This is a genomic window from Gemmatimonadaceae bacterium (genome assembly GCA_020846935.1).
Lineage (GTDB): Bacteria > Gemmatimonadota > Gemmatimonadetes > Gemmatimonadales > Gemmatimonadaceae > RBC101.
In genome coordinates this window covers 47512-61919 of record JADLCY010000004.1, presented here as the reverse complement: position 1 = coordinate 61919, position 14408 = coordinate 47512, and the positions used below count along the sequence as shown (strand labels likewise).

13 protein-coding genes are annotated in these 14408 nt (G+C 67.1%); 7 read left to right on the top strand and 6 right to left on the bottom strand.

What is annotated here, in order from left to right:
- The first annotated feature begins 17 nt into the window (after window positions 1-17).
- The 6 genes from IT361_06350 (at window position 18) to IT361_06325 (ending at window position 6079) form a co-directional block, all read left to right on the top strand.
- The gene (locus tag IT361_06350) at window positions 18-776 is read left to right on the top strand and encodes a hypothetical protein (GenBank protein ID MCC6317299.1); all 759 of its coding nucleotides are present in this window, start codon (window positions 18-20) and stop codon (window positions 774-776) included.
- Complete coding sequence (locus IT361_06345; GenBank protein ID MCC6317298.1) at window positions 773-1882, top strand: hypothetical protein; 1110 nt, start codon at window positions 773-775, stop codon at window positions 1880-1882. Before IT361_06350 ends, IT361_06345 begins: the two co-directional genes overlap by 4 nt.
- Before the next feature lie 4 nt (window positions 1883-1886).
- The gene (locus tag IT361_06340) at window positions 1887-3035 is read left to right on the top strand and encodes a PQQ-binding-like beta-propeller repeat protein (GenBank protein MCC6317297.1); all 1149 of its coding nucleotides are present in this window, start codon (window positions 1887-1889) and stop codon (window positions 3033-3035) included.
- A 225-nt stretch (window positions 3036-3260) separates the two neighbouring features.
- Window positions 3261-3782: a hypothetical protein gene (locus IT361_06335; GenBank protein ID MCC6317296.1), complete on the top strand. Its 522-nt coding sequence runs from the start codon at window positions 3261-3263 to the stop codon at window positions 3780-3782.
- 211 nt (window positions 3783-3993) lie between these two features.
- Window positions 3994-5619 carry an ABC-F family ATP-binding cassette domain-containing protein gene (locus IT361_06330; GenBank protein MCC6317295.1) on the top strand — a complete coding sequence of 542 codons (1626 nt, stop codon included), beginning with the start codon at window positions 3994-3996 and terminating at the stop codon, window positions 5617-5619.
- Window positions 5620-5656: 37 nt separating this feature from the next.
- Window positions 5657-6079 carry a DUF1801 domain-containing protein gene (locus tag IT361_06325; GenBank protein ID MCC6317294.1) on the top strand — a complete coding sequence of 141 codons (423 nt, stop codon included), beginning with the start codon at window positions 5657-5659 and terminating at the stop codon, window positions 6077-6079.
- Between the two features lie 46 nt (window positions 6080-6125).
- Here the strand turns inward: IT361_06325 and IT361_06320 are convergent, their stop codons facing one another.
- The 4 genes from IT361_06320 to IT361_06305 form a co-directional block, all read right to left on the bottom strand.
- Window positions 6126-8444, bottom strand: a complete 2319-nt coding sequence (locus tag IT361_06320) for a hypothetical protein (protein ID MCC6317293.1) — start codon at window positions 8442-8444, stop codon at window positions 6126-6128.
- Window positions 8445-8598: 154 nt separating this feature from the next.
- Entirely contained in the window at window positions 8599-9408 is an 810-nt protein-coding gene (locus tag IT361_06315) for a dienelactone hydrolase family protein (protein ID MCC6317292.1), read from the bottom strand.
- A gap of 39 nt (window positions 9409-9447) precedes the next feature.
- Window positions 9448-10818 (bottom strand): pyridoxal-phosphate dependent enzyme, encoded by a 1371-nt coding sequence (locus tag IT361_06310; GenBank protein ID MCC6317291.1) that lies wholly within the window; start codon window positions 10816-10818, stop codon window positions 9448-9450.
- Window positions 10819-10896: 78 nt separating this feature from the next.
- On the bottom strand, window positions 10897-11505 hold the full coding sequence (locus IT361_06305) for an MBL fold metallo-hydrolase (protein MCC6317290.1): 609 nt from the start codon (window positions 11503-11505) through the stop codon (window positions 10897-10899).
- Window positions 11506-11545: 40 nt separating this feature from the next.
- On the opposite strand from IT361_06305, the gene IT361_06300 reads away from it, so the two are divergent.
- Entirely contained in the window at window positions 11546-12121 is a 576-nt protein-coding gene (locus IT361_06300) for a Uma2 family endonuclease (GenBank protein ID MCC6317289.1), read from the top strand.
- Window positions 12122-12251: 130 nt separating this feature from the next.
- On the opposite strand, the gene IT361_06295 is transcribed toward IT361_06300, so the two are convergent.
- The gene (locus IT361_06295) at window positions 12252-13022 is read right to left on the bottom strand and encodes a DUF4397 domain-containing protein (GenBank protein ID MCC6317288.1); all 771 of its coding nucleotides are present in this window, start codon (window positions 13020-13022) and stop codon (window positions 12252-12254) included.
- Window positions 13023-13039: 17 nt separating this feature from the next.
- Entirely contained in the window at window positions 13040-14401 is a 1362-nt protein-coding gene (locus tag IT361_06290) for a RagB/SusD family nutrient uptake outer membrane protein (protein MCC6317287.1), read from the bottom strand.
- Window positions 14402-14408: the final 7 nt, after the last annotated feature.

Below are 14408 nucleotides of genomic sequence, written 5' to 3'. Positions count from 1 at the left end.
ATCCCGCAGCGCTCGTGATGAGCGCCGACTCCGTCCTCGAGTTCGCGACGGAATACGAAGTGCGGCTGATCCGGGTCACCAGGACTCGCACCGACTCGAGTCCCGCCCGACGACTCAGGATGACTCGGCGTCGCGACCCCCGTGGTGGCTGGCTTACCACGATCGCGCATGCGCCGGCCACGTGGGCGGCCCCAGCCACATCAGACTCACTGCCCGCCAGCCTCGAGCTGAGCGATGCGTTCGGCGACGTGGTCGTGCGCAACGCCAGGGGCGAGGCGCTCGATCTGAACCCGGCGTGGCGACAGGCGCCAACGGGTGCGCCGGCGCCTGCGGCCGCGAAGTACGTCCCCCAGCTGTTCCGGTCCAAGCCGTCCGCGAGCGCTCCGTCGAGCCGAGCGGTCGATCCCGATGCGTGGTTAGGCAGCGTGGTGTATCAGAAAGGATCCGGTGCCTCGGTGCGGGATCTGTTGGCCGCGGGGGCGGCCAGGGTCACCGCGCGTGGTGGGTATGACCGGTACGTGCTGCCCATCGGATCGCGTCTGCTGGAAGTTTCGGTCGATCCTGGCAGCGGGGTGGTGGTGGAGGAGAATCTGATCGATCGTCAGCAGCTCGTGGCGCGGACGCACTATGGCTACCAGGCGATTCGTGGTGGGGAACTCGTGCGCACGTACTCGCGGCACGAGACGGCGGATCCCGGTGGGGGAGCAACGCGCCGCACCGTGGAGATTCGCCTGATCAATCCTGTGCTTCGCCGCGTATCCGGAGACTACCGATGATCGCCTCCCGAATGCTGAGCGCCCGCGCGGCGTTCGCGATGGCCGTCGCGCTGGCGTCGCGTACAGCGGACGCGCAGCAGCGCATTGGCCTGATTCATGGGTTCAACTCGTCAGGCAGCACATGGCAACTCACCGAGCAGCGCCTGGTGCAGGAGTTTGGCTCGCGCATCCAGGTGTATCGGCCGAACCTGCCCGACAATTCGACATACGAGGCGCAGGGCGTGGTGCTGGCGTACAATACCGCCGGGTGGCCGAACGGGGGCATCTTCGTGGGGCACAGCAACGGAGGCATCGCCAGCCGCATGGCGAGTCGGTATTCCCCGGCGACGCACCGAGGCATCGTGACGGTGGGCACCCCGCACGGCGGTGCGCCGCTGTTCGGCAACGCAGGTGCGGTGGCCGGGCTCGTGATGAGCACGGGGGTGGAACTCGCGCACCCGATCAGCCACTTCAATACCATCCTGGGTGGAGCGGACAACCAGACGACGCTGGTGTGGATCGAAGCGCTGACCTACACTGGCGTGTTGGCGCAGGCCACGGCCTTCGTCGTGGATGGATTCCTCGGGTTGATGAGCGGTGAACTCCGCACCCAGATGGCACCGGGGTCGGCCTTCAACGCGAACCTCAATCACGATACCACGCTGACGCGAGAGGCCACCGAGATGCCGCAGGGGCGGCACGGGATCATGTCGGTCGTGCCGCAGATCGGCGGGTACTTGTGCGGGCTGTGGATGAGCCAAACGGGCTGTGCCTACGTTCAGTATGCGCTGGCCGATCTGTACGAGGCGACGTACTGGCACTATCTGCTTTATCGCAATCCCGGGAACCTGGCCATGGAGTATCAGGCCCACTTCTTTGCGTTCGAGTGGCTGTACGGGACGATGGCGTTGTGGAATCTGGACGAGGTGTACTGCGAGTTGTACACGGGCGTGCCGTACTCGTGTGTAGGGGATTCGGTAGTGGGGCTGGAGAAGGCGATCTACCCTGGTGGAGGCCTGCTGACCGTTCCCGACGGGCCAAATCATTTCGGTGAGACCTCATCAGATCTCGTCTATCAGCGAATGGCCGGATTGCTGCGTTCCGGAGGTCCACTCGCGGTTCCATAAGCATATGCACTGCGGCCTGTGGCGAGCTGCCCTGCTCGCAATCGCGCTCGCCGGCGCCGAGGGCTGCTCGCGCGAGGGTGTCCTGCCTCCCGGCGACGGAGGGCCCGCCCCGGCGCGGAACCCCGGCGACTACCTATGGTCGGTGCCACTCGTCGGCCAAGGGCTGGCTTCGTTCGACGACTCCAGCGCGTTCTTTCTGGGGCGAAACCACGAAGTCCTTGCCGTGGACAAGCGGAGCGGGCGTGAGCGCTGGCGACGCACGATCGGTGCGCCGGGGGGCGCGACCTTGGGCTTCGGGACAGTGGTCGCGGGCCCGAACGTGGTCGTCACCGATGTGGATCTGTGGGCCTTCGATCGGCGCACGGGTGCCCCCGCGTGGCGCGTGGGGCTGCCGGGGGTAGTGCTGGCCCAGTCGAATCCCACGGCGCACGGTGACACGGTGTTCGGCGGGTCCAGCAACGGCCAGTTTGTCGCGATCGACGCGAGGACCGGCGCAACGATCTGGCGGGTGCAACCGATCTCGGGAGACACTAACGTCGCCTACGACCCGGTCTATGCGCGGGGCCGGGTGTTCGGGTGTCTGTCGAGCGACTGGACCAGTGTGCTGGTTGCCCTCGCCAGCGCCACGGGCACAGTGCTTTGGGAACGCCCACTGCGCGTTCGTCGGCCGCTCCGCACCTCGCGATGCCTCGGGAACGTGGCGGTCGGCGGTGGTCTGGTGATCGTGACGGCGATGGACGACGGCTACGTCCTCGCCGTGGACGAGCTCACCGGGACGGAGCGGTGGCGTGCACCACACGTCGTGCGCGATGATCTTGGCGACACGAGGTTTGCCGCGGTGGTGGGCTCCATCGTGGTGCTGGGCTCATCGTTCGGAACGATCGTCGGGCTGGATCTCGCAACCGGTGCCGAGCGGTGGCGTATGAATACGCAGCGAGGCTCAGCCACCGATCCGCTGGTGGCCGACGACAGCTTGGTCTTCATTACACATGCGGGCGGGCACTTGGCCGCAGTGCGCGCGTCAACGGGCGAAGTCGCCTGGCGAGCCTGCGGGGGCTTCGGCACTCCGGGGCAGTGCACCTACACGGCGGCCGTGGACACCGACCGCCTGTATCACACGGGGTTCGAGGTCGCCTACGCCATCAAGAAGTAGCTTGAGCAATGCGGTCGCCCACCATCGCGTCGAGTTCCAAGCCGCCTGGATCACGAAGTCGCCCGCTCACGATGCGGAAGGGCCAGCACAACGCTGGAAACGCGATCCACTCGCCTCGCCCATCTGGGCCTGCTCGCCCTGACCGGGTGCATCCCGTATGCCGTGGGACAGACTGCGCAGACCGTGGAGCCAGGCAGCATGGTGCTCTCCCAGTCAAGCTTCCTGATGCCGCATGGATACGAGTTGCGCGGCGACTCCGGCCGCAAGTACGCGCCGCGTGGGGGCATGGACCTGGAGTATCGCTACGGCGTCGATGAGGCGATGGACGTGGGCGTTCGGATGCCGAGCCTGAGTGGCCTGATCGTGAACATGAAGCGGCGTCAGTTCGACGAACAGAGCAGCATCTGGCGAGCCTATACCCTCGGCGGCGGGGTCGTGAACGGCGGCAACCACCTGTATGGGGAACTGATCCTGCATGTGTCCGCCTCGGAGCTGGTGCCGAAAGCGATCACGCCATACGGCGCACTGCGCATGAGCCAGGTGGTGCCCCTGCGACGAGGCGCGGTCTCCGACTGGCCGACGATCGGCGTGGCGTTCGGGGCAAAGGTGGGGAATGAGGAGTATGCCTTCATGCCGGAGGTGGGGGTGTTCCACGACCGGTCGGCGCTCGGAATCAATTCCAGACGCATCATCGTGGTGCCGTCACTTTCCATCTCCCGGCGACAAACGAGGGCTCGCCGGGACTAACAGCGGTATGCCAGCTACTGCCGGGACAGCCCGCGACACGCTTGCCGGCGCTGAAGGGGCGCGAAGCCTGCGTTCCGAGGCTCTGTGGATCCTTCCCCGGGTTCCACCGTCGAGGGGAGCACTGCGGTCAGGTTAGTTTACCCGGTGCCGCGCGCGTTCGGACTTGAGCGCGCGCGACCTGCATCGTTCCCCGGGCCTCCTCTCGCTTCGCGTGACCCTACTTTCGCTTGCCGGCGTCGGCGTTTCCTTCGGCGCCACGGAACTCTTCAAGAACGTCACGTTCACCGTCGGCGAAGGCGAACGGTGGGGCGTGATCGGCCGCAACGGCGCGGGCAAGTCGTCGATCTTCAGGCTCATCACCGGCGAACTCAAACCCACGACCGGGAGCGTCGCGCGCAAACCCGGCCTGCGGCATGCGCTGCTGGACCAGCATCGTGCGTTCGAGGGTGCGACGACGGTCTGGGATGCTGGGGCGGCCGCGTGGCGGGAGGTGATTGCACTCGAGCAGCGCCTGGCGGAACAGGCCATCGAGATGGGCGAACTCGGAGATCGAGTCACCGAGGCGTTCCTCGAGCAGTTCGGGCACGATCAGGAGCGGTTCGCGGACCTTGGCGGCTACGTCTACCACGCGCGGGTCGACGCGGTGCTCCAGGGCCTGGGCTTTGACGCCGAGGAGTCGAAGGTGCGCTCGGTGGCCTCGCTCTCTGGCGGAGAGCGCGGGCGTGTCGGCCTCGCCGCACAGCTCATCGCACCGGCCGACCTGCTCCTGCTCGACGAGCCGACGAACCACCTCGATCTGGACACGACGACGTGGCTTCAGGAGTGGCTCCTCGAGGCGAACGAAACGGTCATCGTGGTCTCGCACGACCGTGCGTTCCTCGACGCGATTGCCACGCACATCGTGCATGTGGAAGGGCGGACGAGCGAGTGGTACAAGGGGAACTACTCCCAGTTTGTCCCGCAGCGCGCCGAACGGCGCCTGACGAGAGAACGGGAGCTGGAGCGGCAACGCGCCTACGTGAAGAAGGAGGAGGAGTACATCCGTCGCAACATTGCAGGGGTGAACTCGTTCCAGGCCAAGGGCAAGCGCAAGCGACTGGAGCGGCTGCCGCGGCTCGCGCCGCCGCCGGGAGATCCGGCGGCGATGTCGCTCCAGTTCGAGCCGGCCGAACGGGGTGGCGATCAGGTGATCGCGATCCGGGATCTGCGCGTGGAAGTGCCGGGCCGAGTGCTCGTGAAGGACTTCTCGGCGGTGCTGCGCCGGAACGATTTCGTGGCACTCGTCGGGCCGAACGGCGCCGGCAAGTCCTCGTTCATCTCGACCATCATTGGCGACCGCGCGCCGGCCGGCGGCGAAGCACGGATCGGCGGGTCGATCACGGCGGCGTGGTTCCGGCAGGATCTGGCCGACCTTCCGCTCGACAAGTCACTCTCAGACGCGATCCAGGACAAGCGGCCGCTCTGGAACCGGGGCCAGGTGCAGAACTGCCTGGGCGCCTTTGGATTCAGCGGCGAGGAGATCTTTCGCGAGATCCGGACGCTCTCCGGTGGCGAGCGCGCCCGGATGGCGCTCGCCCTCATGACGCTCTCGCACGCGAACCTGCTGATCCTCGATGAGCCCACCAACCATCTCGACGTCGAGAACATCGAGGTGCTCGAGGATGCGCTCGATGAGTACGAAGGGTCGGTGTTGCTGGTGAGTCACGATCGCGCCTTTCTTCGTGAGGTGGCGACGCGCGTCTGGGCATTCGACGGTGCGCACCTGACGGACTTCGATGGGCCGTTCATCGAATGGGAAGAGCACCGCGCGCGTCGAGCGGCTCCGGTGGGCGCGTAGCCGGGATGTACCGTCCACCGCCCAGAGGTCACGCATGATGAAGAAGTCAGCGCCGAGCCCGGATCAGCCCGCATCGGCGCACATCTCCAGACGCATCGCGGAGCTCGATGACTGGAGGGGAGAGACACTCGCTCGGGTGCGAGCGCTGATCAAGGCTGCCGATCCGGACGTCGTGGAGGAATGGAAGTGGGCCAACCCGGTCTGGTCACACGATGGCATCATCTGCACCGGCGAATCGTACAAGTCGACTGTGAAGCTGACCTTCCCCAAGGGTGCCTCGCTCCCCGACCCCCGGGGCCTCTTCAACGCGAGCCTGGAAGGCCGCGTTCGCCGAGCGATCGACATTCGCGAGGGCGCGGTGGTCGACGCAGCTGCGTTCAAGGCTCTGGTTCGCGCAGCGATCGTGGTCAACAGGCAGGGCAAGGCGCAGCCCGCCAGGAAGTCCACGATGCGGGCCTGACGGCCCCGTGAGCAGAGACGCCATCTGGGACGGGGCCGAATCGCTGCTACTGCGGAATTCCCACTGTCCCGGTCGCCTGCGCCGAGAGGTACGTGACGCCGGCGACGGGTTTCACGGGACAGTAGCCCTGGATCACGCAGAACGAATCGCTGAGTGCCTCGCCGGTGGACCCCTCACCACCGGTGACGGTCCATCGCACGGTGTTCCCGCGACGCGGGTACCAGAAGTTCATGAAGCCCGTCGTACCCGGCAGCTGCGGGACGCTCACGTCGTATTGCGTCGAGCCGCCAAGGAATCCGCGCGTGGCCACCACGATGAGGGTCCGCGGGTCCGCGGCCTGCTCGCGATAGTACATCGCCACACGTGACGCATACTCCGGCGCCAGGATGCCGGCGGCATTGATAGCACCAGGCGTGGTGAACACCGGTGAAACCGCTGGTTGGGCGAGCGGCGTACCAAAGGTGAGCGTGCGGTTGGCCACGCCCGTCGAGAAGTGGATGATCTGGCGGCGCGCCGTGGTGCTGGCGGTCGTCGCCGTGATCTGATGCAGGTCGCCCGCGATCTGCTGTGCCGCCGGCACGCCATACCACGTACGGGTGGCCGACGCGAACTGCCCGCTGGCGACGAACCAGGCGTTGAGCCCCGCCACGGTGCGGAAGGTCATGGCGTTGGTGAAGTTCTCGCCATTGAGGTTGGCGAACGTGAGCGTCGCGCTCGCCGGGGCAACGCCCTGCGTGGCAAAGTCGATCGGGGCGATCGGCACACCCGTCGCAGGATCGAGCCCGCGCCGCAGGACGAGCGAGCGGACGGCGAGGTCCTGAAGCAGGCCGACGGCGCTCGAACGGGTGAGCAGGAGGTCGAACGGTCCCGCGGGCTGGTTTTGCGCGGTGAACGTGGTGGAGAGCGGCCCCGTGCTGCCTACAAATGCGTTGCCGCGGCGGCTGGTGGAGGCGATGATCGCGTCGAACGACTGATACCCGGTCACGGTGCCGGTGATGGTGCGCGGTGATGTGTCGCGGTTGTCGACGCACTCGGCGGTCGCGGCGTCGATGACTTCCTGGCGCGAGAGGTAATACACCTCCCAGTGGTGGCCCTCGATGAGCGGAGACGCACTCGTCTTTTCGCCGAGCCTGACGAGTGCCACCGACGCCGTGCTGCTGCTGATGTCGAAGGAGAACCGCGTCGGATCGCTGGCGGTCGCGGCTGCCGGGCCTGCCGGCACGATGTGTTTCCACGCGCCATTGCCGTCACGCACGGCAAACCACTTGGGCACGCGATCGGCACGACAATACGTCCACGTGATACTGCCGGTCGAAGGCAACGACACGCGGAACCGGACCTGCGCGGTCTGGTCGGCAAAACCCGGAGCGGAGACGCGGACGGTGCCGGTGTAGAGGCCCGGTGTGGCCTGATCGACAGCGAGGGCCAGCGCATTGGTCGCGACCTGATTGGCAGCGATCTGCGCGGGCGTCACCGCCACCACGGCCGGAAAGCTGAGGCCCTGGATCGACACGGAAACCGGGCCGGCGAACCCATTGGCGCGCTGGATGGACACGATGCCGTTCGCACTCCACCCTCGGCCCGCCGGGAGTTCGAACTCGACGGGATCGATCGCGACACTGAAGCCCACCGGGCCCGAAGCGACCACGGTCAGCGTGAGCGTTGCGGTCACGTCCTGCACGCCGGTGGCCGACGCACGGATCGTGAGGGTCTGGTTACCTGCGGCGACCGACGAGGCGACGTTGAGACTGAGCGTCGAGGTGATCGCCGTGGTCGGCGACGGTGCAAACGCGCCAGTGACGCCGGTCGGCGGGTTGATCAACGCGAGCGTCACCGCACCGGTGAAGCCGGCCGATCGCACGATGTTCACCACCGTGGACCCAGCCTGGCCCGCGGTGATGGAGAGCGTGGCCGGAGTGAGCGAGATGGCGATCGTTGGCTGCGTGACCACCACCTGCACGGTCGTTGTGGACGACGTGACACCCGTCCCCGATGCGGTGATGGTGATGGTGGCCAGGCCCGGCGCCGCGTTGGCCGCTGCAGTGAGCGTCAGCGTGCTTGCACTGGTGCTGGCGTCGAGACTCGGAGGATTGAAGGCACCGGTGACGCCGGTTGGCAAGCCGCTCAGGGCGAGGGTGACGGTACCGGAGAATCCGCCGCCGCGTACGATCGACACCGCCGCGGTTGCCGAACCGCCCGTGCTCAGCTGGACCGCCGGGGTCCCGGCACTCAGAGTCAACGTGCCGGTGTTGCCTGGCGGCTGCGTGGGCCCGCCCTTGTCGCCACCGCCACCGCATGCGGCAACGATCGTGGCGAACAGGAGGAGCAGGACGGCACGAACGTGTCGGCAGCTGATGGACGGCATCTGGACCCTTGGCAGTGGTGGTTTCCTTCAGCATTGCGCAGCCGAGCGCGGGGAGCTGTCAGGCCCCTCCGATCGGCGCACGCGCACGGGAGTGAGCGCCGTGCGCGTGGTTCACCGATGATCCAGGACGTGTGCGGCCGAGGCCTGCCCGGGGTCAGCCCGGGAAGACTTCGCCGAGCATCTTGAGCAGGGCCGCCCATGACTGCTGGTCAGCGGCGCTGTCGTACCTCAAGCCCTGCATGCCGACGCTATCGGCGCGCGGGTTGGTAAAGCTGTGCATGACGCCCGGGTAGTTGACCAGCTCCACCGAGGCCCCGGCTTTGGTGAGCCGGTCGGCGAAGGCCTGCACCTGATCCAGCGGCACCATCGGGTCCGCGGCTCCATTCAGTATGAGAATGCGCGCCTTCACGGACCCGGAGTCGATGGGCGCGTCGGGCGGCAGCGCGCCATGAAACGAGGCAACGGCATCGAGATCCGCGCTGGAGCGCGCCATGCCAAGGACCACGGCGCCACCAAAGCAGTAGCCGATGGCCGCAATGCGCGTGGAGTCCACGCCGGGATTCGCCTTGAGCTGCGCGATCGCCGCCGCAAACCGGGCGGTGAGGGACTCGATATTCGACGCGGCGGCGGCCGCGAACGCCGCCGCCGAGTCCGGGTGCGTGGTGTTCTTGCCGTCGCCGTACATGTCGAGTGCAAATCCCACATAGCCCGCTTCGGCCAGCTTTCGCGCGGCGTTGCGTGCGTGTTCGTTGTGGCCCCACCACTCGTGCACGACGATGACGCCCGGTCGCGGCGTGGTGCGCGACGAGTCCCACGCCATATAGCCCTTGAGCGAGGTGGCGCCTTCCTGGTATGCCACCTCACGCGAGGCAACGCCCGGCGGCACGGCGGCCGTGGCGCTGTCGGCGCGCTCGGCGCCTGGCGCGCAGGCCGCGAGGGCGAGGAGAAGGAATGAACGGCGCATGTGGTTCGTGGTGAGAGGTGAGTGTCGATCGTGGACTGCCTAACGCATTGCCTGCAGGATGTCGTAGCCCGTGATCACCCAGGTCTTGTCGGCGGCGAAGTCGCGCACCAGGAGCGCAGGCGTTTCGGGCGTGATCATCGGGGCGAGCAGTTCGATCGGCGTTTCGATGTCCACGTATGGGAATGCCTTCTGCATGATGGTGGACACCGGCTGGTCGCGCACCGCGTGATCCGCGACGATGCTGGCGTAGGCATGCGTGTCGCGCAGCGAACCCACGATGCGGTGCTCCTTGGTGATCGGGATCTGCGAGAAGTCGTTCTCGCTCATGCGCGCCACGGCCTGGGCGACGGTGGCGGTTTGTTCGAGTCCCACGATGTCGGCCACGCGCTTGTTCTGCACCAGGCTCCGCGCGGTGGGGCCGGCAACGGTTTCGTAGCCCATGCGGCGCATCCAGTCGGGGTTGAAGATCTTGCCCAGATAGCGTGTGCCGTGGTCGTGGAAGATCACCACCACCACCTCGCCCGCCTTGAACCGATCCTTGAGCTGCAGCAGTCCGGCGACGGCCGAACCCGCGGAGTTGCCGACCCAGATGCCTTCCTGGCGCACGATCTCGCGGGTGAAGATGGCCGCGTCGCGGTCGGTGACCTTTTCGAAGTGATCGATGACGTCGAAGTCGACGTTCCGTGGCAGAAAGTCCTCGCCGATCCCTTCGGTTACATACGGATAGATCTCGTGCCGGTCGAGCACGCCCTGCTCCTTGTACTTCTTGAAGACCGATCCGTACGTGTCGATGCCCCAGACCCTGAGCTTTGGGTTGCGCTCCTTGAGGAACCGGCCGGTGCCGCAGATGGTGCCGCCGGTACCGACGCCCACCACGAGATGGTCGATGCGGCCATCGAGCTGGCCCCAGAGTTCGGGCCCGGTGGTCTCGTAGTGCGCCTGTGAGTTGCTCAGGTTGTCGTACTGGTTCGGCTTCCATGCGTTAGGCACCTCGCGTTCGAGCCGCGACGACACGGAGTAGTACGAACGCGGGTCCTCCGGCTCGACATCGGTCGGGCACACGATCACCTCCGCGCCAAACGCGCGCAGCGCGTCGACCTTTTCCTTCGATTGCTTGTCGGTGGTGGTGAAGATGCAGCGATAGCCCTTCACGATGGCCGCAATGGCGAGGCCCATGCCGGTGTTGCCGCTCGTGCCCTCGATGATCGTTCCCCCGGGCCTGAGCAGGCCGTTCCGCTCGGCGTCTTCCACCATGCGGACCGCCATGCGGTCCTTGATGCTGTGGCCAGGGTTGAAGGTTTCGACCTTGGCGTAGACCGTTGCCGGGATTTCGCGCGTGACCCGATTGAGCCGGACGAGCGGCGTGTGGCCGATGGTGCCGAGGATGCTGTCGTGGACGTTGGTCGCCATGCGTGCATGATTGGGATGGCAGGCGCTCGAGCCCGCGCCGTCGGGGAACGTTATCCCCTTGGGGCAAACGCGCCAACGTCAGCCGCGATCGAGCGGTGGCGGGATCGGATGAATCGGCCCGTGTCCGCCGTAGATCGTGGTGACACCGCGATCGCGCAATGCCTGCCAGCTGCGGGCGATGACGCTCGGGTCTTCGGCGCCCACCATGGCTTCCATGGTGAGGTCGCCGGTGAACGCGGCGCCGGTGTCGAGCACGAGCGTTACCGAATCGTCGGAGTGGCCGGGTGTGTGCACGATCTCGCCGTCGATACCGATGTCGCGCAGGAACGCGCGGCTCTGGTCGAGCGGCACCTGCGTGTTGTCGTGGGTGGTGATCTCGGTGTAGGGCTCACCCGGCTTGATCCACTGCCTCATGAGCGGAATGTGGGCCTGTTGTTCGGGCGTCACGATGAGCCGCATGCCGCGCTGCTTGAGATCCTGGGCCGCGCCGGCGTGGTCGATGTGGTAGTGCGTGGCGAGGCCGTAGCGAATCTCCCTGAGGGGAACGCCCATGCGGTCGAGGTTCGCCTGGAGCGACGTGAACATTCCCGGCCAGCCGAGGTCGACAAGAAGACGTGAGGTGCCAACGCTCACGACCCAGAAGTTGGTGGAGCGGAAACCGACGTTGACGATGGTGGGTGCGCTCATGCGTGACGGTGGCGTGACGCTGAACGCTAGCGTGCTGGCCATGGCCGAGACCATCCGGCATATTGACCGCATGACGGCTGCGGCGCTGATGACTGCCGAGGAGCTGCTGGCGCTCAACCTGCCGGACAAGCGCACGGAGCTGGTGCGCGGCCGGTTGATCGTGCGCGAGCCGGCGGGCTACCAGCACGGCGATGTGGCCATGCGTATCGGCGCAGCGCTCTTCGAACATTGCCGTGGGCGGCAGCTTGGGCGCGTGTTCGCCGCGGAGACGGGTTTTACGCTGTTCCGCAACCCCGACACCGTTCGCGCGCCGGATGCGGCATTCATTCGAACGGAGCGCCTGTTGGCACCGTCGACTCGTGGTTTTCCGGAGCTCGCGCCGGATCTCGCGGTTGAGGTGCTCTCGCCAGACGACCGGCCCGGCGAGGTGCTGGAGAAGGCGGCGGATTGGCTGAAAGCGGGATGTGCGATGGTCTGGGTGATCGATCCGATCCGGCAGCGTGCTCGCGTGTATCGGGCGGACGGCTCGCAGGCAGAACTCGCGCGCGACGAGGCGCTCGACGGCGAGGCGCTGCTGCCGGGGTTCACCTGTCGGCTCGATTCGCTCTTCGACTGAGCTCGCCACCGGTCGCGGCGCGCCGATCAGACTGGATCTTCGGCTCAGGCTCGCGGGAGCACCGGAGGAGCTACGAACGCAGCGAGGCCCGGGAGATCCCCGGGCCTCGCACGTTACGGTCCACTCCCGATCAGCGATCCGTCAACCCGAACAGACGGAGCGGCGCTCCGCCCGTGGTGTTCTCCGCCGCGACGAACGTGCGCGCCGCGAGCGCCGGATATGCCGCCGCGGCGAGCGTGATGTTGACCGCACCGTTCCGGGCCGCCGCCGCCGTACCGGTCGGCACCGTGCGAACCATGTACGTGCCAGCTGCTACGGACGCGTAGGTCGACGCGGCCCGGTTGGCCACCCCGGTAAACGCGGGCGTGGCTGCGGCGAGATCGGCCCCCGCCGCCGTGATGAACACATCCACCGCGCCAGCCGTTGGGCTCAGGTTCACGAACCGCACGCGCACCTGCCCGGCACCCGGGGTCTGGTTGTCATCCACGGTCTCCAGCGCGGTCACAGCCGATCCACCCACACCACCCACGGCGTAGATGGTCTTGTCCTGGTCCGCGTTCACGGTGAACGCGAGCGTACCCACCACCACGCTGGTGTCCGCCGTCCGCTTGAGCACGATGCTGCGCGCGCCAGCCAGCACGGCCGCGTACGGCGCGTTGTTGGGCGCGGCGAGCGTGAACGGTGTGGTCTGCGTGTACCCGAGGTTGACGCCAAACGGGACACGTTCGAGGATCGCGTTCACCGGCAGGCGAGCCGGGTCGTTGATCAGGTTCACCAGGCGCACGCGTCCCTGCGGTCCCGACGGGGCAAGCGGCGCGGCAGCGTCGGTCGTGCCGCATGCGGCGCCCGACAGTGTCACGGCGGCGGCAAGGGCGAGCAACCGCATTCGATGTTGCGTCATCATGAGGGAGGTCGGCATCAGAGGGCACACCCCGACGGGAAGGTCGACGGTTCGGTGGGGTCCGGAAAGGCGGCAAACGTGGCGTTGGGATTGGCGTTGCGATCACCCAGCGCGTACGGCAGCCAGCAGCGCTGTCCGTCGGACGGAACGCCGGGCGCCGCGGTCGGCCCGCGAATCGCGCTGCGGCGGCGCGCGTCCTCCCACCGCAGCCCGGTGCCCAGCAGCTCGTAGCGGCGCTGCACGTAGATCTCGGTCAGCAACTCGGCCTGCGTCAGGCTTCCCGCCAACGGCGTCAGGCAGGCCTTGGGATCATCGAGCCCGCGCCCACCGGTGCAGTCGGTACGCACCGAGTCGAGCGCGGCCTGCGCGGCAGCAAGCTGCGACTGATTCGCCAGGGCTTCGGCCTTGATCAACAGCGCTTCGTCGGGAAAGTAGACCGGCAGCGGCGCTTGCGCGTTTGCATAACGATTCCACGGATCGATGAGGGCGCCGACGCGACCGGTCGCCGTCGTGGAAGGAATTACGAAGTAGCCGAAGCGCTGATCCTGCGGCGACATCGACAGACGCCATTGCCGCCGTGGTGCGATGCCGTTGGTGCCGCCCGTGACGTTGGCGTAGGGATTGACCGCCGGCGCCGGGAACGCGAGCAGGGAGAACGCGGCCGGACCCGTCCGGGCGACCTGGTTGACCGCCGCCAGGGCCGTCGCATGGTCGTTCGCCATGCGCGCGTACCGTGCACGGAACAGGTTCAGTACGTTCGTCAGGTTCACGCCCGGTGTCAGAATGTTCGTGTTGAAGAAGCCACTGGGCGGCGTGGCGGTGATCTCCTGGGCCGCCGAGTCGAGCAGGGCGCGCACGTACGGCAGGGCCTCTGCCCGCGCGACGTAGGTCGGCGCCGTCACGCCAAACGTGCGGATCGGAATCTTCTGGTACGACTGCAGCGCTTCACCGAGGGCCTCGGCCTTGAGCGTGAACGCCAGCGCGCGCAGGCCGCTGCGCGTGCCTGGGTCGATCTGTGAAGCAAGCGCGACTGAGCCGGCCAGCAGATCGTCGGCCGTGCGCACGGTGCGATAGATCGAATTGAACACGTTCTCGGCAACGCCCGTGCCTGAGGGCACCGCGCCCTGTTCGGCGTCGCTGATGGAGATGAGCGACGCGCTCGTGGCCGCGAACTCGTCGGTCACGAGTCCCGCCATGTAGGCGTAGTTGAAATACGAGCTGGCAAAGCGCCCCTGCAGCCCGGTCGCGAGGGCGATCACGCCGTCCACGCTCGTGGTGACCTGTTCCTGCGTCGGAGAGTTGGGGTTCTGGAGGTCGAGGTTGCACCCGGTCGTGAGGGCAACCGTGAGCATCACGCCCGTGCGGCGGAGATTGGTCATCGTCGTC